This is a genomic window from Streptomyces sp. NBC_01190, assembly GCF_045039895.1.
In the GTDB taxonomy this organism is placed as follows: Bacteria; Actinomycetota; Actinomycetes; order Streptomycetales; family Streptomycetaceae; genus Actinacidiphila.
In genome coordinates this window covers 4,785,914-4,805,422 of sequence record NZ_CP108580.1, presented here as the reverse complement: position 1 = coordinate 4,805,422, position 19,509 = coordinate 4,785,914, and the positions used below count along the sequence as shown (strand labels likewise).

Below are 19,509 nucleotides of genomic sequence, written 5' to 3'. Positions count from 1 at the left end.
GCCGGGCAACCAGCGGCAGCCGGCCGCCGCGGCCCTCTGCCGGGACCGGGCGGTGCCGGATCCTTCACCCTGCGCACGTTTCCCACCACACTACGTAACTCTTGCGTAACCCTTGTCCCGCCCCGGAGTTGCATACGGCATGGGCTGGTACGAGCACGAGCTGGGGTGGCCGGTGGCGGACGGACCGCCCCCGGGCCTGTTCACAGGGGTCCGATTCGACGCGCTTGAGGTCCCGGCCGAGGCCGGGTTCGCGATGCTGAGCCGGTTCTCCCGGCCGGACCAGCTCGGGCCGGTGGCGCTGGACGGCCACCGGGTCCGGCTGCTGGTCGCCGCCGGTTCGGCGGCCGAGCTGCCGGGCCTGCTGGAGTGGCTGGAGTGGGGCGGCATCCCGCTGGACCTGGCCGCGCTCGGCGGCGGGCAGTGGATGCGGGCCCCGGCGCACCCTGAGTGGGCCCGCCGGGAGGCCGCGTACGACCGGTCGGCACCGGTGTGGCTGCGGCCTCCTCGGCCGGGATTCGACGTGGAATCCACCGTGCCCGCGCTTGGTGCCGGGGGCGAGGCCGATGGCTCGGGGGTACCCATCGGACTGTCGGCGCTGGTGGCCGCCTTGGCGACGGCCTGCCATCGGATCACGTTGCGAACGGGCCGCCAGGATCAGCCGTGGGCCTTCTCGTACGCCTCACGGATGGTCGCCGGCACGCGACCCCGGTCATTGACCTCGTAACCCTTCTCCTTGGCCCAGGCACGGATCTTCGCCGTGTCGGGGCCGGAGGCGCCGCCGCCGCGGGGTGCCTTGGTGCGGCCCCGCCCGGCCCGCCCACCGGTACGCCGGCCACTGTCCGTGTACGGGTTGAGCAACCCGCGCAGCTTGTCGGCATTCTCCGTCGTGAGGTCGATCTCGTACGTCACACCGTCGAGAGCGAACGTCACGGTCTCGTCCGCCTCGCCCCCGTCGAGGTCGTCAACAAGAAGAACCTGAACCTTCTGTGCCACCGGCTTCCCTTTCATCGAAAACGGATTAACGGTAAAAGCAAAGCGCCTTTCCGCGAAAAACACAAACCCCTTGCGCGAAGAGGCACACCCGAGGTAGCGCGATCCGGACAAACCGGATCCCTCAGAGTTGCAGCAGCATGCGGCTGTTGCCCAAGGTGTTGGGTTTCACCCGCTCCAGGTCGAGGAACTCGGCGACGCCCTCGTCATTGGAACGGAGCAGCTCCCCGAACACATCGCCGTCCACCGGGGTCTCGCCGATCTCGACGAAGCCGTGCTTGGCGAAGAAGTCGACTTCGAAGGTGAGGCAGAAAATGCGCCGGACTCCGAGCCAGCGCGCGGTGTGGAGCAACTTCCCGAGCACCTGGTGCCCGACACCGGCCCCGCGCAGTGCGGGATCGACCGCGAGTGTCCTGACCTCGGCCAGGTCCTCCCACATCACATGCAGTGCGCCGCACGCCACGACAGCCGCGTCCTCGTCGCGTTCGGCGACCCAGAACTCCTGGATGTCCTCATAAAGGGTCACCGTCGGCTTGTCCAACAGGATGCCGTCGCGCACATACGAGTCCAGCAAGCGTCGTAGGGCGACGACATCGCCGGTGCGGGCGCGGCGGATGGTGACCTCATTCGACTTCAGCGGCATGGGCGGACGCTATCGCCCTTCGGGATCCTCCTCGCCGGAGGGGTCCACGGACTGGATGATGCGCAATGCGTCCCGCACGGCTTCCCGCTGTTCCGGGGTCATCATGCCGAAGAAGTGGACCAGGGCCTCGGCGGGGTTGTCGGTCGCGGCCCAGGCTTCGTTCATCAGTGCGGCCGAGTATGCCGCGCGCGTGGATACCGCCTCATAACGATATGCGCGGCCTTCGGCGGACCGGCGCAGCCAGCCCTTCTGGCGCAGGTTGTCCATTACGGTCATCACCGTTGTGTAGGCGATGGAACGCTCCTGCTCCAGGTCTTCCAGAACCTCACGAACCGTGACCGGGCGGTTCCACTCCCAGACACGCGTCATCACGACGTCTTCCAGCTCTCCCAGTGGTCGTACCACAGGGAAATCCTACGGCTCGATGCGATTAAATGCCCGAATTGGGGCATTCGGAATCTTCGGCGGGGTCCGGTGATCCTCGGCGGGCTTTGGTGATCTTCGGGGATCTTCGGGGTCTGCCGGGGTCCGCCGGGATTTTAGGGGCCGCCGGCGGGCTTCAGAGATCCCGGGGCACTTCCGCGGCCTGCTTCGCCGCCTCGGCGCGGGCGAACGCGGCGTCGACCGCGGCGTCCTCCTTGGCCTTGTTGGCTCCGCCCTGGTTCTTGATCATCGTCACGATGACCGCGATGAAGAGAACGGCCATCACCAGCGGGGGTACGAGCGCGGAAACATAATCCATGCCGAGCAGCCTAGCCGCGGTGTTGTCGGGGCCTTTGCCCACCCTCGGTCGAGGGCGTGGCGGGGTGGAACGGGGGGAAATCGCGGAATGATGATGTGTCACACATATAGCGGGGAGGCCGGGCCGCCGGGAGCCGAGGGCCGGGGGGCCTGGAGGCCGGAAAGGGGAGCGGGGCCGCGGCGCCGAAATCCGGCGGGCCGGTGGGGGTGCGGCCGGCGCCGGAGTTCGGGGCGGGGGTGAGCGGGACGGGGGCGGGGCTGGGTGACCGGCCGGGTGGCCCGGGAGCCCGGTCAGGCGCTTCTGGCCTGGTCCGGTTTGGCGGGGGTACGGCGGTTGGGGGGCCAGATCTCGGCGGGGGTGGGGGTACGGCGGCCGGGCTCTTCGGGGGCGGGGGGCGTCTGCGGCTGCTGCGCGGGTTTCTTCTTGGCGTCCCGCTGGGGCTGCTGAGGCTGCTGGGGCTGCTTCGGCTCGTCGGCGAGGACCGGGGACGGCAGCAGGGTGAGCAGGCGGCGCGGCGCGGGCATAGCGGCCTCCAGGCGCAGTCGTACGTCGTTCTCCGCGAGGGTTTCGCACTGGCGCAGCAGGGCGGTGCGGCGTAGGTGCTCGGGGGCGGCGCAGGGTTGCGAGCGCAGCAGGCGCAGGGCGGCGAGGTCGTCGGGGACGGGGAGGTAGCCGCGGGCGAGGGCGGCGGCGAGCCGTTCCAGATAGCCGGCCGAGGCGCCCGGCAGTGCCTGCCGGTAGCGGCGCAGGTCGTCGAGGAGGAAGCCGTGCAGCCGGGCCGCCTCGTGCAGGGCCTCGTCGAGGGACGCCGTGAGCCGCAGATAGTCCTGGACGTACGCGGCGGGGCGCGGCACGGCGGTTGCGGCGGCGCTTCGGCTGGGGTGCAGCACTTCAGCGAGCGCGCGCCGCACCACGCGCAATTCGTCCGCGCTGAACGCGATGCCGCCTCGGGTTCCGTGTGGCGTGGGCATGCATGGACTTTAAGTGCTTAGCGGACAAACTTAGCGGATTCCCTCTTCCCCGGGAGCGTCGGGCTCCGCCGGTCCGCCGCGAAGTGGGGCACCCCCTCCCCCGGGCTCCGCCCGGACCCCCGTGCGGCCCACGCCACGCCCGGGGCACCCTCCCCGCCGAGGGCCACCAAAAACCGCCGCGACGGCAGGACGCGACACCGAGCAAACCGGCGGGGCCGGAGTGGGCTCGGCGCCGCCGGGACGGGATCATCCGCTTCCCGCCGCCGCGGCGGGACAGGGGGCCGACGGCCCCCAAGACCCCCGGTGCCCGCACCCGTCGGCGGCCCACGCCGCCGAGAGTGGGCGGTCGGGTCGGGAAAGGCACCCGCAGGGGGACGTACCGGTTAGGGAGAAGGCGTGTTGCGTTCGTAGACGAGGCGGAGGCCGATCAGGGTGAGCCAGGGCTCGTGTTCGTCGATCAGGGAGGCCTCGCCGAGGACGAGGGGGGCCAGGCCGCCCGTGGCGATGACGGTGACGTCGTCGGGGTCGTCTGCGAGCTCGCGGGCCATCCGTTCGGCGATCCCGTCCGCCTGGCCGGCGAAACCGTAGAGAATCCCGGACTGCATCGCCTCGATCGTGTTCTTGCCGATGATGCTGCGCGGCCGCGCCAGCTCGATCTTGCGAAGCTGCGCCCCCCGCATCCCCAGCGCGTCCACCGAGATCTCGATGCCGGGCGCGATCGCCCCGCCCACGTACTCCCCCCGCGCCGACACCGCGTCGAAGGTCGTCGCCGTGCCGAAGTCGACCACGATGCACGGCCCGCCGTACAAGTGCACCGCCGCCAGCGAGTTGATGATCCGGTCGGAGCCGACCTCCTTGGGGTGGTCGACCAGGATCGGCACCCCCGTCTTGACGCCCGGCTCCACCAGCACCGCCGGCACGTCCCCGTAATACCGCCGGGTCACCTCGCGCAGCTCGTGCAGCACCGACGGCACGGTGGAGCAGATGGCGATCCCGTCGATGCCGTCCCCGAGGTCACCGAGCAGCGGATGCATGCCCATCAGGCCCTGGAGCAGTACCGCCAGCTCGTCGGCGGTACGGCGCGGGTCGGTGGAGATCCGCCAGTGCTCGACGATCTCCTCGCCGTCGAACAGCCCGAGGACCGTATGCGTGTTCCCGACGTCGATGGTGAGCAGCATCCGCCTCTACGCTTCCGCTCGCAGGTCCAGCCCGATGTCGAGGATCGGGGCCGAGTGGGTGAGCGCGCCCACCGCCAGATAGTCGACCCCGGTCTCGGCGTAGGCGCGGGCGGTCTCCAGGGTGAGCCGCCCGGAGGATTCCAGGAAGGCCCGCCCCGCCACGATCGCCACCGCCTCGGCGGTCTGCTCCGGGGTGAAGTTGTCCAGCAGGATCAGATCGGCGCCGGCTTCGAGCACCTCGCCGACCTGCTCGACCGTGTCCACCTCGACCTCGATGGCCACCTCGGGGAACTCCGCCCTGACCAGCTTGAACGCGTTTGCCACACCGCCGGCCGCGATCACGTGGTTGTCCTTGACGAGCGCCGCGTCCGACAGCGACATCCGGTGGTTGACGCCGCCGCCGCACCGTACCGCGTACTTCTCCAGGGCCCGCAGGCCCGGCGTGGTCTTGCGGGTGTCGCGGACCTGGGTCGTGGTGCCGGCCAGCGCGTCCGTCCAGGCCCGGGTCGCGGTGGCGATGCCGGAGAGCCGGCAGAGCAGGTTGAGCGCGCTGCGCTCGCCGGTGAGCAGATCGCGGGTCAGCGCCCGCACGGTGAGCAGCTTCTGCCCGGCCGTCACCCGGTCGCCGTCCTCCACATGCCGCTCGACCTCGAACTCGTCTGTGCACACCACCGACAGCACGGCCTCGGCGACCCGCAGCCCGGCGACCGTACCGGCCTCGCGGGCGGTGAAGTCGCCCACCGCGCGGGCGTCCTCCGGCACGGTCGCGACCGTGGTGACGTCCACGCCCTGGTCGAGGTCCTCCTCGATCGCGAGGTGCGCGATGTCCTCGACCTGGACGGGGTCGAGGCCGGCGTCGGCGAGCAGCTGGGCCAGGTCCGGGTCGAGGCCGCACTCCAGCGGGTCCAGTTCGTACTCCTCCGCGTGGCCGTCGCCGCAGCCGCAGCCGTCGCCGCAGCCACCGCCGCCGGCACTCTCGGCGGGCGGCCCGAACTGCGGCAGGGGGAGGGACACGGGCCCAGGACGGTCGGGGGCGGTCACGAAAGCTCCTTCACTAGCGGGGTGGCGGCCCCATCATCCCCGAATCCGGGGCCTTCGGTGGTACGGACGGCGAGGGTGCGCTCCGGAGTCAGCCGTACCACCAGATGACGGCCCCACCGCTCGTCGTCGCGGTCCGGGCGGTCCTCTCGCCAGTGGCAGCCGCGGGTCTCCTCGCGGCGCCGGGCGGCGGCGACCAGGACCTGGGCGACCAGGCCGAGATTGGTGGCCTCCCAGGTCTCCACGCAGGGCTCCGCGGTCTTGCCCTCGCGTTCGTACGCCTCCACCGCGGTGGTGTGCAGCCGCTCCAGGGCGTCCGCGGCGACCGCCAGACTGTCCGCGCTGCGCAGCACCCCCGCCCCCGCCGTCATGATCCGCTGCACCTCGAACCGCGCCTCGGAGGCGAGCAGCGGACCGGCCGACGGCTCGGGGATGACCGGCTCGCCCGGCCCGGTCCCGTCGCCGAGCACGCCGCCGGTGACCACGTCGTCGGCGATCCGCTCGGCGAAGACCAGGCCTTCGAGCAGTGAGTTGGAGGCGAGCCGGTTGGCGCCGTGCACGCCCGTGCAGGCCACCTCGCCGCACGCGTAGAGCCCCGGCACGCTGGTGCGGCCGCGCAGGTCGGTGCGGACCCCGCCGGACGCGTAGTGGGCGGCCGGCGCGACCGGGACGAGCTGGGTCACCGGGTCGATGCCGTGCGCCCGGCAGGCGGCGAGGATCGTCGGGAAGCGCTGCTCCCACATCCGCGCGCCGAAGTGCCGGGCGTCGAGGTACATGTGCTCGGCGCCGGTCTCCAGCATCCGCCGTGTGATGCCCTTGGCGACGATGTCCCGCGGCGCCAGCTCGGCCAGTTCGTGCTGCCCGACCATGAAGCGCGTGCCGTCCGCGTCCACCAGGTGGGCGCCCTCGCCGCGGACCGCCTCCGACACCAGCGGCTGCTGGCCCTCGGCGTCCGCGCCGAGCCACAGCACGGTCGGGTGGAACTGCACGAACTCCAGGTCGCTGACCTCGGCCCCGGCCCGCAGCGCCAGCGCCACCCCGTCGCCGGTGGACACCGCCGGGTTGGTGGTGGCGGAGAAGACCTGGCCCATGCCGCCGGTGGCGAGCACCACCGCCCGGGCCCTGACCGCGCCCACCCCGTCCCGCTGCCCCGCTCCCATGACGTGCAGGGTGACGCCCGCGGTCCGGCCGGCCGCGTCGGTGAGCAGGTCGAGCACCAGGGCGTTCTCCACCAGCTCCAGGTTGTTGCGGCCGCCGGCCGCCGGCCCCCTGGCGCCCATGACCGCCTCGATCAGCGCCCGGGAGACCTCCGCGCCGGTCGCGTCGCCGCCCGCGTGCACGATCCGCCGGCGGTGGTGGCCGCCCTCGCGGGTGAGCAGGATGTCGCCTTCGCCGTCGGTGTCGAAGTGGGCGCCGGTCGCGATGAGCCGGCGGACCGCGTGCGGACCCTCGGTGACCAGCGCGCGTACCGCCTCCTCGTCGCACAGGCCCACGCCCGCGACCAGGGTGTCCGCCAGGTGCTGGTCCGGGGTGTCGCCGTCGCCGAGCGCCGCGGCGATGCCGCCCTGCGCCCAGCGGGTCGACCCGTCGTCGAGCCGGGCCTTGGTCACCACCGTGACCTTCGCGCCGGCCGCGGCGCAGCGCAGCGCCACGGTGAGGCCGGCCACGCCGGAGCCCACCACGACCACGTCGGAGTCGATGGCCCAGCCGGGGGCGGCGGCGCGCAGCCGGATGCCGGTGCTTTCGCCTTCGGCGCCGCCCGGCGCGGCGGGGACCGCCGAAGGCGCTGACGTCCCGGAAGATGCTGAGGTCCCGGAAGACGCTGAAGACGCTGAGGTCCCGGAAGGCGCTGAGGTCCCGGAAGACGCTGAAGACGCTGACTGCACGGTCATACGGCGGCTCCGGGCTCAGGGGGCTTCGCGGGCGCTCCGGCCGGGAAATCCAGCGGGAGGTTGTCGATCAGGCGGGTGCTGCCGACCTTCGCGGCGACGGCGAGGACCGCCGGGCCGGTGAACCCGGAGGCGGCCTCGGTGAAGTCGGCGGGGTCGATCAGGGCGAGATAGTCGAGGCTGAGGCCGCCCGCGCGGTCGAGATGCTCGCGGGCCGCCTTCCGGACGGCCTCCGGCCCGTCCGGGACCGCCTCCCGGCCGGCGAAGAGCGCGCCGGACAGGGCGAGGGCCTGCTCGCGCTCGGCGGCGGACAGGAAACGGTTCCGGCTGGACAGGGCGAGGCCGTCCGGCTCCCGTACGGTCGGCACCGCGATGATCTCCACCGGGAAGTTGAGGTCGGCCACCATCCGGCGGATCAGCGCGAGCTGCTGTGCGTCCTTCTGCCCGAAGAAGGCGGCTCCCGGACGGGTGAGGTGCAGCAGCTTGGCGACGACGGTGAGCATCCCGTCGAAGTGTCCCGGCCGGTACGCGCCTTCGTACCGCTCGCCCATCGGGCCGCCGGAGATCCGGACCCGCGGCGCGCCGGTCGGGTACATCTCGGCGACGTCGGGGGCGAACACCAGGTCGGCGCCGGCCTCCTCGGCGACCCGGAGGTCGGCGTCGAGGGTGCGCGGATAGCGGTCCAGGTCCTCGTGGGGGCCGAACTGCAACGGGTTGACGAAGACGGTGACGGTGACCAGCCCGCCGCCGGCCCGGGACCGCGCGGCCCGGATCAGCGAGGCATGGCCCTCGTGCAGGGCGCCCATCGTCATGACCACGGCCGAGGCCGGGGCGAGATCGCGGGCGTGGTGTACCAGTTCCGTCATCGGGTCATCGGGTCCCCTCGTCGGCGAGGACGCCGAGCAGCGCCTCCGCGTACTCCGCTTTGAGCATGCCGTTGGCGAGCGCCCGGTCGGCGGTGGCCCGGGCCATCGCCACGTAGGAGGCGACGGTCTCCGGGGCGTGCGCGCGCAGTTCCGCCAGGTGGGCGGACACGGTGCCGGCGTCGCCGCGGGCGACCGGGCCGGTCAGGGCGCCGTCGCCGGAGCGCAGCGCGTTGTCCAGGGCGGCGCCCAGCAGGGGGCCGAGCATCCGGCCGGGCGCGGCGACGCCGGCCGCCCTGAGCAGGTCCATGGACTGCGCCACCAGGGTGACGAGATGGTTGGCGCCGATGGCCAGGGCGGCGTGGTAGAGCGGCCTGGCGGCCTCCTCGATCCACTCCGGTTCGCCGCCCATCTCGATCACCAGCGCCTCGGCGGCCATCCGCAGCTCGCCCGGCGCGGTCACCCCGAAGGGGCAGCCGGCCAGCCGCTGGACGTCCACCGCGGTGCCGGTGAAGGTCATCGCCGGGTGCAGCGCCATGGGCAGGCCGCCGGCGCGCAGCATGGGGTCGAGTACGGCTGTTCCGTACCGCCCCGAGGTGTGCGCGACCAGTTGGCCGGGCCGTACCGCCCCGGTCTCGGCGAGCCCCACGGCCAGCGCGGCCAGCGCGTCGTCGGGCACGGCGAGCAGGACGAGGTCGGCGCGCTCGAGTACGGCGGCGGGCTCCATCAACGGCACGCCCGGCAGCAGGGCCTCGGCGCGGCGGCGCGAGGCGTCCGAGACCCCGGACGCGGCGACCACCCGGTGCCCCGCCAACCCCAGCGCGGCCCCAAGCGCGGGCCCCACCCGCCCGGCCCCCACCACACCCACCGCCAGCCTCGCCGGCTTCTCCTCCACAGTCACCACGCCTCCCAGGACGCCTTCTCGTCAATCCTACGCGAACGGTTTTCCCTATCTATGCCGCGCCCTCGCCTCCGGCCGCATAGGCCCCCAAAGGGCGACCCTCCAGCGCGTGGTGGACCCAGGGGTACCCCGCATGGGCCCATCCAACGCCCAGACGTCGGCCTCATTGGTCCACTTCACGCTCCGGGGTTCGCCGGTAGCCAGCGAGCCGAAGGGCACCCCCGCTTTGAAAGGTTGCCCATCCACCTTGGGGAGTAGCGGGGATCGCTCTGGCGGCTGACCCCCGGAGGGAGAAGCTTCCTTACGCTGGCTGTGTGCAGCGCATCTACGACTTCTTCCGCCGGCACCCGACGTGGGTCGACAGCTTCGGGGCCGTCGCACTCCTCGGCGTGTGCGCGGTGTGGATCGCGCTGGGCGGAGCCCTCTCGCCGGGGTCGGCCGTCGCCGCCGTGCCGCTCTCCTTCGCGCTCGCGGTCGTCGTGGCGCTGCGCCGCCGCGCCCCGGAGCGGATGCTGCTGGTGGCGCTCGGCGCCGGGCTGCTGCAACTGCTGCTGAACGTCCAGACCAACCCCGGGGACGCCGCGTTCCTGGTGATCATCTACACCTGCGCCTCGAACGGCCGGCGCTGGTCGTCCCGGCTCGGCCTGGTCGCGGGGCTCGCCGCCGCGCCGCTGGCGATGGTGCGCTGGCCGCCGGGGGGCCCGTACTCCACGCTCTGGAGGACCCTGCTCCAGACCTTCTTCCTCGCCGTGATCTTCGCCCTGTCCTGGGTGGTCGGCGACCGCCTCCGGACCCGGCGCGCCTATTACGCCGAGTTGGAGGAGCGGGCCGCCCGTCTGCACCGGGAGCGCGAGGCGCAGTCCAAGGCCGCGGTCGCCGCCGAGCGGGCCCGGATCGCCCGGGAGCTGCACGACGTGGTGGCGCACAACGTCTCGGTGATGGTGGTCCAGGCGGACGGCGCCGCCTATGTGCTGGACGCCGCCCCGGACCAGGCCAAGCAGGCGCTGGCCACCATCTCCGCCACCGGCCGCCAGGCGCTCGCCGAGATGCGCCGGCTGCTCGGCCTGCTGCGGGCCGGGGACGACGCGGGCGGCGAGTATCTGCCGCAGCCCGGCGTGGACCAGCTCGAAGACCTGATCGACCAGGTGCGCGGGGCCGGCCTGCCGGTGCGGTTCGAGGTGGCGGGGAACGCCCGGCCGCTGTCCAGCGGGGTGGAGCTGACCGCGTACCGCATCGTGCAGGAGGCGCTGACCAATGTCCGCAAGCACGGCGGCGAGGGCGCCAGCGCCCGGGTGCTGCTGGACTTCGGCGAGGCCGCGCTCGATCTGCTGATCGAGGACGACGGGCGCGGGCCGCTCGCACCGTACGACCAGGGCGGGCGGGACGGCCTCGGGCAGGGCCTGATCGGGATGCGGGAGCGGATCGGCATGGTGGGCGGCACGCTGGACGCCGGTCCGCGGCCGGGCGGCGGCTTCCGGATCAGCGCGGTTCTGCCGCTGAAGACCGGCGGCTCCTCGCTGCCGCCCCGGCCGCCGCAGGCTCCCCCGTCGGCCCCGTCGGCCCCGTCGCCTCCGTCAGCCCCGTCGGCCCCGTCGCCTCCGTCCGCTGTCCCCACCTCACCGCTCTCGAGTTCCGTCAACTTCCAGCACGAACCCGCCGAGTGAAACCCTCCGAGTGAGAAGAGCCAAGCGATATGGCGATCCGCGTCATGCTCGTCGACGACCAGGCGCTGCTGCGCACCGGCTTCCGGATGGTGCTGGCCGCCCAGCCGGACATGGAGGTCGTGGCCGAGGCGGGCGATGGCGTCGAGGCGATCGAGGTGCTGCGCTCCACCCGGGTGGACGTGGTGCTGATGGATGTCCGGATGCCCCGGATGGACGGGGTGGAGGCGACCCGGCAGATCTGCGGCGCCGACCGGGACGAGCCGGAGCGGCCCAAGGGAGCGGCGGAGCCGGCGCAGCCGGCGGACCCGAAGAAACCAGCCGGTCCGCGGGTGCTGATCCTCACCACCTTCGACCTGGACGAGTACGCCTTCGCCGCGCTGCGGGCCGGCGCGAGCGGCTTCCTGCTCAAGGATGTGCCGCCGGACGAACTGCTGACCGCGATCCGGGCGGTGCACAGCGGTGACGCGGTGGTCGCGCCCTCCACCACCCGGCGGCTGCTCGACCGGTTCACCCCGATGCTGCCCAGCTCCGGCGCCGACCAACGGCTTCATGTGGTCGACCGGCTGACCGAGCGGGAGCGCGAGGTGCTGCTGCTGGTGGCGCAAGGTCTGTCCAACGGGGAGATCGCCCGGAAACTGGTGCTGTCCGAGGCGACCGTGAAGACGCATGTGGGGCGTATTCTCACCAAGTTGGAGCTGCGCGACCGGGTGCAGGCGGTGGTGCTCGCTTATGAGTCGGGATTGATCAGGGCGGGCAGCGGCGGATCGTTCTGAAGGATCAGCGCCAACGGGCCGGGAAGCGCGCGTCGATCTCCTCGCGCCCCAGCCGGTTGAAGCGCTTGGCGCCGCCGTCGCGTTGTCCGGTTCTTTCCCGGGATGGGCGCGCAAGAGCCGCGAGACCCAGGCCACTTGCGCATCAGGAGACCCGGAAAACCGAAAAATTGGACCTTGCGGAGCGTTCGAACAGAACCATACAGTCGCAACTGTTCGCCCTGCATCGAACTAGTTCTTTCGTCAACAGTTTTCGCCGTCTCGTCGGTCGGTCGGGGATACCGATCCGCCGGGTCGTCACACAGTCAAACAGTTCCACTCACGGGGGAGCACTCTATGCGTGCCATCGTCTTCGAAGAGTTCGGCGGTCCAGACGTCCTTACATACGTCGAGGTGGCGTTACCCGAGCCCGGCTCGGGCGAGGTGACCATCGACGTCGCCTACAGCGGTGTCAACTTCGCCGACATCAAGGCCCGTTCGGAGGGCTACCGGGTGCCGTCCCTGCCGTTCCGGCCCGGCCTTGAGGTCTCGGGAGTGATCCGGGCGGTCGGGCCGGACGTCACCGGGCTCGCCCCCGGGCAGGAGGTCGCCGCCCTCGTCGACGGCGGCGGGTACGCCGAAGTCGTCGTCGCCCCGGCCGCCACGGTCTTCGGCATACCCGACGGCCTATCGCTGCGGGCCGGAGCGACCCTGCCCAGCGCGCTGCCCACCGCGTACGCACTGCTCTACGAGGTGGCCCGGCTGCGGGAGGGCGACACCGTCCTCATCCAGGGCGCGGCCGGCGGCATCGGCACGGTCGCCGGCCAACTCGCCCGGATGGGCGGCGCGTCGGCGGTCTACGGGGTGGTGTCCTCCCTCGACAAGGCCGAGCACGCGCTCAAGTCCGGCTACGACCAGGTGTTCGCGGCGGACACCTTCGACACGGACGTACGGGCGGCGACCGGCGGCCGGGGCGTGGACATCGCGCTCGACCCGGTGGGCGGCGAGACGTTCCAGCGCACGCTGGCGGTGCTGGGGCGCTTCGGGCGGCTGGTCTCCTTCGGCAACGCCTGCTCGGGCGAGCCCTGGCGGATCGGGCCGGCGGACACCTATCCGCTCGGCGTGTCGGTCGCCGGGTTCTCCATTCTGAGCATGGCCGCGGCCGATCCGGCGCGGCTGCGGGTCATCGCCGAGCAGGCGTTCCGTACGGTCGCCGAGGGCGAGGTCGAACTGCCGGTGAGCGCGGAGTTCGCGCTGGCGGACGCGGCGGCGGCGCACCGGCTGGTCGAATCCCGTACGAGTACGGGCAAGTTGCTGCTGCGGGTCTGAGACCGGGCCCCGGCGGGCTCAGTCGGCGGTGGGGCTGTCGGCCGCGCTGGCGTCGGTGGCGTCAGTGGTCTCGGTGGCGTCGGTGGTCTCGGCGACGTCGGCGACGTACCGGGCGAAGGACACCGCGGCGTCGCGGGCGTCCTGCTCGGTCCACTCCAACGCGGGTGCGGCGATGGTCAGTTCGGTCATCGAGAGGCCGGGCAGGCCCGGCTCGTGGAACTGTGCGCGGCCGAAGAGGCTGATCCCGTCCTGTTCGGCCTGGCGCAGCGCGGCCTCGTTGAGGACGTCCGCGGGGTAGGGCAGCCAGAGCTGGAACTGGTGGGTGTGCGGCTCCGCCGGGTGGACGCGGGGCCAGGTCAGGCCGCCCTCGGCCAGCCCCTCACGCAGCGCGCGGGCCACCGGTTTGGCGTGCGCCACGTACGAGGGCAGCCGGGGGAGTTCGTGCCGCAGTCCCGACAGGGCGGCGAGCACGGCGGGGAACTGCTGGAAGACCAGGCCCCCGTAGCGGTGGCGCCACGCCTTGGCCTCGGCTATCAGTTCGGCGGAGCCGGCCAGTGCGGCGCCGGATATGCCTTCCAGGGACTTGTAGAAGCTGACGTAGACGCTGTCGGCGAGGCCGGCTATCTCGGTGAGCGGGCGGCCGAAGTGCGGCGGGCACTCCCAGAGGCGGGCGCCGTCGAAGTGCACCACGGCGTCCCGCTCGCGGGCCGCGGCGACGGTGGCGGTCAGTTCGTCCCAGGTCGGGAGGACGAAGCCGGCGTCGCGCAGTGGCAGTTCGAGCATCAGGGTGCCGAACGGCTCCTCGAAGTCCCGCACTTCGTCGGCGCTGGGCAGGCGGGGCTGCCGGGTGGGGTAGACGGTGCGCAGGCTGGTGACCGCCTTCAGCGCGCCGCGCTCGTGCACCTCGGGGTGGGCCAGCGGGTGCAGGGCGACCACGTCGTTGCCGGTACGGCCGGCCCACGCGCGCAGCGCGACCTGCTGGGCCATCGTCCCGGTCGGAAAGAAGGCTGCGTCCGCCATCCCGAGCAGCCCGGCGACCTCCCGCTCCAGTTCCTCGACGAGCCCGTCCCCATACGTGTCCGGCTGCTTCCCGTCCCCCGCGAACTCCTCAGCGGCGCTCCCGAGCCGCGCCACCAACTCCGCTACCGACCCCCGCCCTCCGGCCCCCAACACCAGCCGGCACCCACGCAACGCCGCCTCCCGCCGCCGAGCCGCGTCTTCCCCGCTCCCACCCTCATGTCCACCCATCCCCCCATCCTCCCCCACCCCCCAGCGATCCCGAGCCCGGGGGGCGTGGGCGCCTTGAGGGCCGGGGGCCTCGGGTGGAGCCGGCGGGTCCCCCGGAACCGCCGCGGGGGTGCGGGGTGCGTCGGGGTCGGCCGGGCCGGAGGGTCTAGCCGGCCCGGCGGTGGTTGTTGCGGGGGGAAGACGCGGAGCGGCTGCGCTTCTCGATGTACATCCGCTGGTCCGCGCTGTGCAGGACCTCCTCCGCGGTCATGCCGCACCCCGCCCAGCCGATACCGAAGCTCGCCCCCACCCGCACCGCCCGCCCGTCCACCCGGATCGGCGGGATGATCGCGTTCCGCAGCCGCACCGCGAGGTCCGCCGCGTCCGCCGGAGTCAGATGATCCGCGAGCACCACGAACTCGTCCCCGCCGAGCCGCGCCACCGTATCCCCGTCCCGCACCGCCGCGGTGAGCCGCCGGGCCACCTCGATGAGGACCGCGTCCCCCGTGTGGTGGCCGAAGCGGTCGTTGATGGACTTGAACCCGTCGAGGTCGCAGAAAAGCACCGCGAGCCCCTTCGCCGTGGTCTCCTCGTCCGTCTCGTCCGGCGCCACCGTATGCGTGTGCGAGTCGAGCGTGCCGAGCGGCGCCGCCATCTCGTCCGGCCCGTAGCCGTAGCTGAAGGCGAAATCGTCCAGCCCCTGCACCGGTCCGGCGGCCTCCGCCGGATCATCGGCGTCCCGGTCCTGCGGCCGCGGGCACAGCCGGGAGGACAGCCTCGCCCGCAGCTCCGCGCTGTTGGGCAGCCCGGTCAGCGAGTCATGGCTGGCCCGGTGCGCCAACTGGATCTCCCTGCTCTTGCGTTCCTCGATGTCCTCGACGTGGGTGAGCAGGAAGCGCGGCCCGTCCGCGGTGTCGGCGACCACCGAGTTCCGCAGGCTGACCCACACATAGCTGCCGTCCCGCCGGGCCAGCCGCAGCTCCGCCCGGCCGCCCTCCGCGGAGGTGCGCAGCAGCAGCCCGACGTCCTCGGGGTGCACCAGGTCGGAGAAGGAGAACCGCCGCATGGTGGACGCCGAGCGCCCGAGCAGCCGGCAGAGCGCGTCATTGGCCCGCAGCAGCTTCCCGTGCTGGTCGCCACCCATCTCCGCGATGGCCATACCGCTGGGCGCGTACTCGAACGCCTGCCGGAAGCTCTCCTCGCTGGCCCGCAGCGCCTGCTGATCGCGTTCCAGCCGGACGAGCGCCCGCTGCATGTTCGCCCGCAGCCGGGCGTTGCTGATCGCGATGCCGGACTGGAAGGCGAACATCTGGAGCGCCTCGCACCCCCACGGCCCCGGGTGCCGCCCGTTGGCCGGCTGGTCAACCGAGATCACGCCGATCAGCTCGCTGCCGACGCTCTGCGAGGAGTACATGGGCGCGTAGAGCCGGTCCCCCGGGTGCCACTCGTCGGCGAACCGCGGCAGCGGCCCCTCGGTGTGCCACTGCGGCACATCGTCGTCGATGAGCACCCAGCCCTCGGTGTGCGGTATGAACCGCAGCGTGCCCCAGCGCTCGCCCATGGTCAGCCGCCGCTCCCACGACGTACGGGAGCCCGCCCGCCCGAGCAGCAGCGCCTCACCGGCGGAGCTGCCGGCGAACGCGGCGACCACCAGGTCACCGTCCGGCCGGACCAGGTTGACGGCGGCCAGTTCGTAGCCCAGCCCGCGCACCACCCCGTTGGCCACCGCCTGGAGGGTGTCGGCGAGACTCCGCGCGGTATTGAGATCCGCCACGACCTGATGCAGTTGACGCAGGGTCGCGAGACGGACATACGGCTCCGACTCGGTGTCCATGCCCCTCTCCGCCCCTTCCACGCCCTCGACAGCGACTCCTCGGTGGTGCGGTTCCGATCCCCGTGTCAGTGGTGGCCCGCGCACAGGCCACGGTGTAATTCACACTCTTCCAATTACACCGCCACTGAATCACAGTGAGCTGTTCGTTCGGTACACAGGGTCAACAATTCCTGCATCTTGTGACCCAAGTCACATCGTCGGGTAATCACTTGAACACGGATCGTAGCGAGTGTGCGCCCGGCCGGGACCGGAGAGCAAGAGCCGGGCGCCCCCTGAAGCCTCCCCGACGAGTGCCGGGGAGGCTTGAGGGGGCGCCCGGGGAGCGCCAGGGAAGGCCCGGGGAGCTTCGCAGAGCGCCGGGGAGGCTCCCCCGAGGTCCTAGGACCGGGCGGTACGCGTTCTGCGACCACAGCCCGATGTGGCCGATCCGCGCCGACCCGTACCGTGGAGAGCGTGTCCGCTACTCCGCCGGGACGGCATTCTGGGACCACCATGGGCCAGACCTCCGTCAACACCGATGACTTCCGCGCCGCCATGACCCGCCTCGCCGCGGGCGTGGTCCTGATCACCGCGCACGACCCCGACGACGGGCCGCGCGGCGAGGACGTCGGCATGACCGCCACCGCCTTCATGTCGGTGTCCCTCGAACCACCGCTGGTGCTGGCGAGCGTACGCGTCGGCTCCCGGATGGACGAACTGCTCGAACGCCAGACGCGGTGGGCGGTGTCGGTGCTCAGCGAGAGCCAGCGGCACATCGCCGGGCGGTTCGCGCTGCGCGGCCGGATCAGCGACCGGCTGCTCTTCGAGGACATCGCCTACTACCGCGGTGAGCTGACCGGCGCGCCGATCCTCGGCGGGGCGCTGGCGATACTGGAGTGCGAGACCGAGCAGCGGGTGGCCGCGGGCGACCACACCCTGGTGATCGGCCGGGTGCTGTCGGCCCGCACGCCGAGCGCGGAGGGCGGCCCGCTGACGTACTTCCGCGGCCGCTACCGCTTCCTGGCGTGAGGCCCGGGGATCGGCTCAGTCCCAGTCCCCGCCGCTGCGCCCCCGCTTGGTCTGGCCCCGCTGCTTCTTCACCCGCAGCCGCCGCTCATTGATGCCGCGCGGGATCCTGGTCGGCCGGCGGACCTTGGGCGGCGGCGCGGTGGCCTGGGCCAGGATCGCGGCCAGCCGCGTCGCGGCGGCCTCCCGGTTGCGCCACTGGGAGCGGTGCTCCGACGCCCGGACGGTCAGCACGCCGTCGGCGGTGAGCCGGCCGGCCAGCCGCTCCAGGGCCCGCTCCTTCCACACCGGCGGCAGCGACTCGGTCGCCGCCAGGTCGAACCGCAGCTCCACCTGGCTGTCGCTGGTGTTGACATGCTGCCCGCCGGGCCCGGACGACCTGGAGAAACGCCAGACCAGCTCGGCCTCCGGCAGAGAGACGGAACCACGGATGAGCAGGGGCTCGGACATACGTCCCATGATCCCGCCTCGGCGCCGTCACGTCACGTGGATTGCGCGCCGTACCCAGGGTGGGAACCACACCCTGCCCGGTCCGCGTTCTGTCGGATGACGGTACTTTCGTCCGGCACACCGACACACACCGACGACCACGACAAAGGGGACTTCCCATGGCGGTAAGCCTGTCCAAGGGCGGCAACGTCTCGCTCACCAAGGAGGCTCCCGGCCTGACGGCCGTGACGGTCGGCCTCGGCTGGGACGTGCGGACCACCACCGGCACGGACTTCGACCTCGACGCGAGCGCCATCGCCGTCAACGCCACCGGGAAGGTCTACTCGGATGGCCACTTCGTCTTCTTCAACAACAAGCAGAGCCCCGACCAGACCATCGTCCACACCGGTGACAACCGGACCGGCGAGGGCGAGGGCGACGACGAGTCGATCAACGTCAACCTGGCGGCGCTGCCCGCCGATGTCGACAAGATCGTCTTCCCCGTCTCCATCTACGACGCCGAGACCCGCAGCCAGAACTTCGGCCAGGTCCGCAACGCCTACATCCGCATCATCAACCAGGCGGGCGGCGCCGAGATCGCCCGCTACGACCTGAGCGAGGACGCCGCCGTCGAGACCGCCATGGTCTTCGGCGAGCTGTACCGCAACGGCGCCGAGTGGAAGTTCCGCGCGGTCGGCCAGGGTTACGCCTCCGGTCTGGTCGGCATCGCCACCGACTTCGGCGTCACCCTCTGACGCTCTCAGCGCTCCCGAGCCTCTCCCGAGGCTCACCGGCTCACCCGCCCGGGGCGCCGCCCGGCGCCCCGGGCCCCGGCCCGTACCGCCCCCGCACGCCGTACCCCGTTTCACCCGTCTGGCACGATCAGCCGGTGATCGACCTCGGCTACGCCCTCTCCCGCCGCTTCCCCGACCCACCGCAGACCGACTACCGGACCGCGGACGTACGGTCGCTGCGGCACGACCTCTTCTGCGGGGACGTGTATCTGGCCGAGGGCGAGCGGGAGTTGTCCACAGCCTGGGGATGGGTGCCGGTGCTCGACTTCGCCTGGGCGCTGTGCGACATCGTGGAGCTGCTCGACCGGGACCCGCGGGGCGGCCGGGCGGCCCGGCCGCAGCACGCCGAGTTCGACTTCACCGAGTCCACCGACCGGCTGCGCTTCGTACGGCGCTTCGGACATGTGGACGTCACCGCCGACTGGCTGCCGGACGAGCCGCCGCTCGGTCTGCACCACGGCGGGCTGCGCCGCGAGGCCCGCGACTTCCTGCACGACCTGACCGCCGACCTCACCGACATGCACGAGGGCCTGGCCGCCAACCCGGTGGTCTGGGAGCTGCTCGCCCGCTTCCCCCGGCTGTGACGGATTCCCCCGGCGGCGGCAAACCCTCCTCACGGGTGGCCCTACCGCGTGGCGGGGCCCGGGAGGCGGGTGACCGGCTTGGGAACTCCTTTACGCTCGCCAAGAGTTCTCAGCGCGCAGAACCGAACCCCGTCGAGGAGAGATCCACCATGGCCCTGTGGGACCGCTTCAAGGAATCCGCCCAGAGCATGCAGACGCAGCTCAACGCGAAGAAGAACGACCTCAAGAGCGGTGCCTTCCGCGATGCCAGCATGGCCATCTGCGCCCTGGTGGCGGCCGCCGACGGCTCGGTGGACCCCGCGGAACGGCAGCGCGTCGCCACCCTGATCGGCAGCAACGAGGTGCTCCAGAACTTCCCCGCCCTGGACCTCCAGCGCCGCTTCGACGACTACCTCAACAAGCTGACCGCCGACTTCGACTTCGGCAAGGTGGCGATCCTCCAGGAGATCGCCAAGGCGAAGAAGAAGCCCACCGAGGCCCGCGCGGTCATCCAGATCGGCATCGTCATCGGCGGCGCGGACGGCACGTTCGACAAGTCCGAGCAGGCCGTGGTGCGCGAGGCGTGCTTCGCCGTCGGGCTGAACCCGGCGGAGTTCGACCTCTGAGTCCCGGCTCACCCGCCTGGACCCCGGCGCCGGTCAGGGCCTTTCGCCCCGCCCGGCGCCTGGCGCCTGGCGCC

The 19,509-nt window shown here is 72.3% G+C and carries 21 protein-coding genes; 8 read left to right on the top strand and 13 right to left on the bottom strand.

Annotation, left to right across the window (positions count from 1 at the left end):
• The first annotated feature begins 139 nt into the window (after positions 1-139).
• Positions 140-724, top strand: a complete 585-nt coding sequence (locus OG519_RS20075) for an SCO3374 family protein (RefSeq protein WP_405585713.1) — start codon at positions 140-142, stop codon at positions 722-724.
• On the opposite strand, the gene OG519_RS20070 is transcribed toward OG519_RS20075, so the two are convergent.
• From OG519_RS20070 to OG519_RS20025, 10 genes are all read right to left on the bottom strand, one after another.
• Complete coding sequence (locus tag OG519_RS20070; protein WP_329135062.1) at positions 655-993, bottom strand: Lsr2 family protein; 339 nt, start codon at positions 991-993, stop codon at positions 655-657. The two genes, OG519_RS20075 and OG519_RS20070, sit on opposite strands and share 70 nt — an antisense overlap.
• A gap of 121 nt (positions 994-1,114) precedes the next feature.
• A complete protein-coding gene (locus tag OG519_RS20065) occupies positions 1,115-1,633 on the bottom strand; it encodes an amino-acid N-acetyltransferase (protein WP_405585710.1) in 519 nt (172 codons plus the stop codon).
• A gap of 9 nt (positions 1,634-1,642) precedes the next feature.
• Complete coding sequence (locus OG519_RS20060) at positions 1,643-2,038, bottom strand: BlaI/MecI/CopY family transcriptional regulator (RefSeq protein WP_405585707.1); 396 nt, start codon at positions 2,036-2,038, stop codon at positions 1,643-1,645.
• Between the two features lie 154 nt (positions 2,039-2,192).
• Entirely contained in the window at positions 2,193-2,375 is a 183-nt protein-coding gene (locus OG519_RS20055; protein WP_405585704.1) for a hypothetical protein, read from the bottom strand.
• Positions 2,376-2,665: 290 nt separating this feature from the next.
• Entirely contained in the window at positions 2,666-3,346 is a 681-nt protein-coding gene (locus OG519_RS20050) for a hypothetical protein (protein ID WP_405585701.1), read from the bottom strand.
• A gap of 383 nt (positions 3,347-3,729) precedes the next feature.
• Positions 3,730-4,524, bottom strand: coding sequence for a type III pantothenate kinase (locus OG519_RS20045; protein WP_405585698.1), 795 nt, complete (start codon positions 4,522-4,524; stop codon positions 3,730-3,732).
• Positions 4,525-4,530: 6 nt separating this feature from the next.
• The gene (gene nadC / locus OG519_RS20040; protein ID WP_405585695.1) at positions 4,531-5,565 is read right to left on the bottom strand and encodes a carboxylating nicotinate-nucleotide diphosphorylase; all 1,035 of its coding nucleotides are present in this window, start codon (positions 5,563-5,565) and stop codon (positions 4,531-4,533) included.
• Positions 5,562-7,295 carry an L-aspartate oxidase gene (locus tag OG519_RS20035; protein WP_405592856.1) on the bottom strand — a complete coding sequence of 578 codons (1,734 nt, stop codon included), beginning with the start codon at positions 7,293-7,295 and terminating at the stop codon, positions 5,562-5,564. Before OG519_RS20035 ends, nadC begins: the two co-directional genes overlap by 4 nt.
• 155 nt (positions 7,296-7,450) lie before the next feature.
• Complete coding sequence (gene panC, locus OG519_RS20030) at positions 7,451-8,317, bottom strand: pantoate--beta-alanine ligase (protein WP_405585692.1); 867 nt, start codon at positions 8,315-8,317, stop codon at positions 7,451-7,453.
• Between the two features lie 4 nt (positions 8,318-8,321).
• Positions 8,322-9,218 (bottom strand): Rossmann-like and DUF2520 domain-containing protein, encoded by an 897-nt coding sequence (locus OG519_RS20025; RefSeq protein WP_405585689.1) that lies wholly within the window; start codon positions 9,216-9,218, stop codon positions 8,322-8,324.
• Between the two features lie 311 nt (positions 9,219-9,529).
• Here OG519_RS20025 and OG519_RS20020 point away from each other — a divergent pair, with 311 nt between their 5' ends.
• The 3 genes from OG519_RS20020 to OG519_RS20010 all read left to right on the top strand — a co-directional run bounded on the left by OG519_RS20020 (position 9,530) and on the right by OG519_RS20010 (position 12,957).
• The gene (locus OG519_RS20020) at positions 9,530-10,879 is read left to right on the top strand and encodes a sensor histidine kinase (protein WP_405585687.1); all 1,350 of its coding nucleotides are present in this window, start codon (positions 9,530-9,532) and stop codon (positions 10,877-10,879) included.
• Between the two features lie 29 nt (positions 10,880-10,908).
• Positions 10,909-11,652 (top strand): response regulator, encoded by a 744-nt coding sequence (locus OG519_RS20015; RefSeq protein WP_405585684.1) that lies wholly within the window; start codon positions 10,909-10,911, stop codon positions 11,650-11,652.
• A gap of 333 nt (positions 11,653-11,985) precedes the next feature.
• On the top strand, positions 11,986-12,957 hold the full coding sequence (locus tag OG519_RS20010) for a zinc-binding alcohol dehydrogenase family protein (protein ID WP_405585681.1): 972 nt from the start codon (positions 11,986-11,988) through the stop codon (positions 12,955-12,957).
• Positions 12,958-12,975: 18 nt separating this feature from the next.
• Here the strand turns inward: OG519_RS20010 and OG519_RS20005 are convergent, their stop codons facing one another.
• Positions 12,976-14,205, bottom strand: a complete 1,230-nt coding sequence (locus OG519_RS20005; protein WP_405585678.1) for a threonine aldolase family protein — start codon at positions 14,203-14,205, stop codon at positions 12,976-12,978.
• Between the two features lie 145 nt (positions 14,206-14,350).
• Positions 14,351-16,018 carry a diguanylate cyclase CdgB gene (gene cdgB, locus OG519_RS20000; protein WP_405585675.1) on the bottom strand — a complete coding sequence of 556 codons (1,668 nt, stop codon included), beginning with the start codon at positions 16,016-16,018 and terminating at the stop codon, positions 14,351-14,353.
• A gap of 492 nt (positions 16,019-16,510) precedes the next feature.
• On the opposite strand from cdgB, the gene OG519_RS19995 reads away from it, so the two are divergent.
• On the top strand, positions 16,511-17,026 hold the full coding sequence (locus tag OG519_RS19995) for a flavin reductase family protein (protein WP_405592854.1): 516 nt from the start codon (positions 16,511-16,513) through the stop codon (positions 17,024-17,026).
• A 15-nt stretch (positions 17,027-17,041) separates the two neighbouring features.
• Here OG519_RS19995 and arfB read toward each other — a convergent pair whose 3' ends face one another.
• On the bottom strand, positions 17,042-17,473 hold the full coding sequence (gene arfB / locus OG519_RS19990) for an alternative ribosome rescue aminoacyl-tRNA hydrolase ArfB (RefSeq protein WP_405585672.1): 432 nt from the start codon (positions 17,471-17,473) through the stop codon (positions 17,042-17,044).
• 158 nt (positions 17,474-17,631) lie between these two features.
• Between arfB and OG519_RS19985 the strand changes: the two genes are divergently transcribed.
• From OG519_RS19985 to OG519_RS19975, 3 genes are all read left to right on the top strand, one after another.
• Complete coding sequence (locus OG519_RS19985) at positions 17,632-18,207, top strand: TerD family protein (protein ID WP_405585669.1); 576 nt, start codon at positions 17,632-17,634, stop codon at positions 18,205-18,207.
• A gap of 134 nt (positions 18,208-18,341) precedes the next feature.
• On the top strand, positions 18,342-18,830 hold the full coding sequence (locus OG519_RS19980) for a hypothetical protein (RefSeq protein WP_405585666.1): 489 nt from the start codon (positions 18,342-18,344) through the stop codon (positions 18,828-18,830).
• Between the two features lie 149 nt (positions 18,831-18,979).
• Positions 18,980-19,435 (top strand): tellurite resistance TerB family protein, encoded by a 456-nt coding sequence (locus tag OG519_RS19975; RefSeq protein ID WP_405585663.1) that lies wholly within the window; start codon positions 18,980-18,982, stop codon positions 19,433-19,435.
• Positions 19,436-19,509: the final 74 nt, after the last annotated feature.

What these genes read in the sequence shown, in the direction of transcription:
- OG519_RS20075 (WP_405585713.1), top strand. Translation starts at nt 140, where the DNA reads ATGGGCTGGTACGAGCACGAGCTGGGGTGGCCGGTGGCGGACGGACCG.
- OG519_RS20065 (WP_405585710.1), bottom strand. Translation starts at nt 1,633, where the DNA reads ATGCCGCTGAAGTCGAATGAGGTCACCATCCGCCGCGCCCGCACCGGC.
- OG519_RS20055 (WP_405585704.1), bottom strand. Translation starts at nt 2,375, where the DNA reads ATGGATTATGTTTCCGCGCTCGTACCCCCGCTGGTGATGGCCGTTCTC.
- OG519_RS20050 (WP_405585701.1), bottom strand. Translation starts at nt 3,346, where the DNA reads ATGCCCACGCCACACGGAACCCGAGGCGGCATCGCGTTCAGCGCGGAC.
- OG519_RS20045 (WP_405585698.1), bottom strand. Translation starts at nt 4,524, where the DNA reads ATGCTGCTCACCATCGACGTCGGGAACACGCATACGGTCCTCGGGCTG.
- panC (WP_405585692.1), bottom strand. Translation starts at nt 8,317, where the DNA reads ATGACGGAACTGGTACACCACGCCCGCGATCTCGCCCCGGCCTCGGCC.
- OG519_RS20015 (WP_405585684.1), top strand. Translation starts at nt 10,909, where the DNA reads ATGGCGATCCGCGTCATGCTCGTCGACGACCAGGCGCTGCTGCGCACC.
- OG519_RS20010 (WP_405585681.1), top strand. Translation starts at nt 11,986, where the DNA reads ATGCGTGCCATCGTCTTCGAAGAGTTCGGCGGTCCAGACGTCCTTACA.
- OG519_RS20005 (WP_405585678.1), bottom strand. Translation starts at nt 14,205, where the DNA reads ATGGGTGGACATGAGGGTGGGAGCGGGGAAGACGCGGCTCGGCGGCGG.
- cdgB (WP_405585675.1), bottom strand. Translation starts at nt 16,018, where the DNA reads ATGGACACCGAGTCGGAGCCGTATGTCCGTCTCGCGACCCTGCGTCAA.
- OG519_RS19995 (WP_405592854.1), top strand. Translation starts at nt 16,511, where the DNA reads ATGGGCCAGACCTCCGTCAACACCGATGACTTCCGCGCCGCCATGACC.
- arfB (WP_405585672.1), bottom strand. Translation starts at nt 17,473, where the DNA reads ATGTCCGAGCCCCTGCTCATCCGTGGTTCCGTCTCTCTGCCGGAGGCC.
- OG519_RS19985 (WP_405585669.1), top strand. Translation starts at nt 17,632, where the DNA reads ATGGCGGTAAGCCTGTCCAAGGGCGGCAACGTCTCGCTCACCAAGGAG.
- OG519_RS19975 (WP_405585663.1), top strand. Translation starts at nt 18,980, where the DNA reads ATGGCCCTGTGGGACCGCTTCAAGGAATCCGCCCAGAGCATGCAGACG.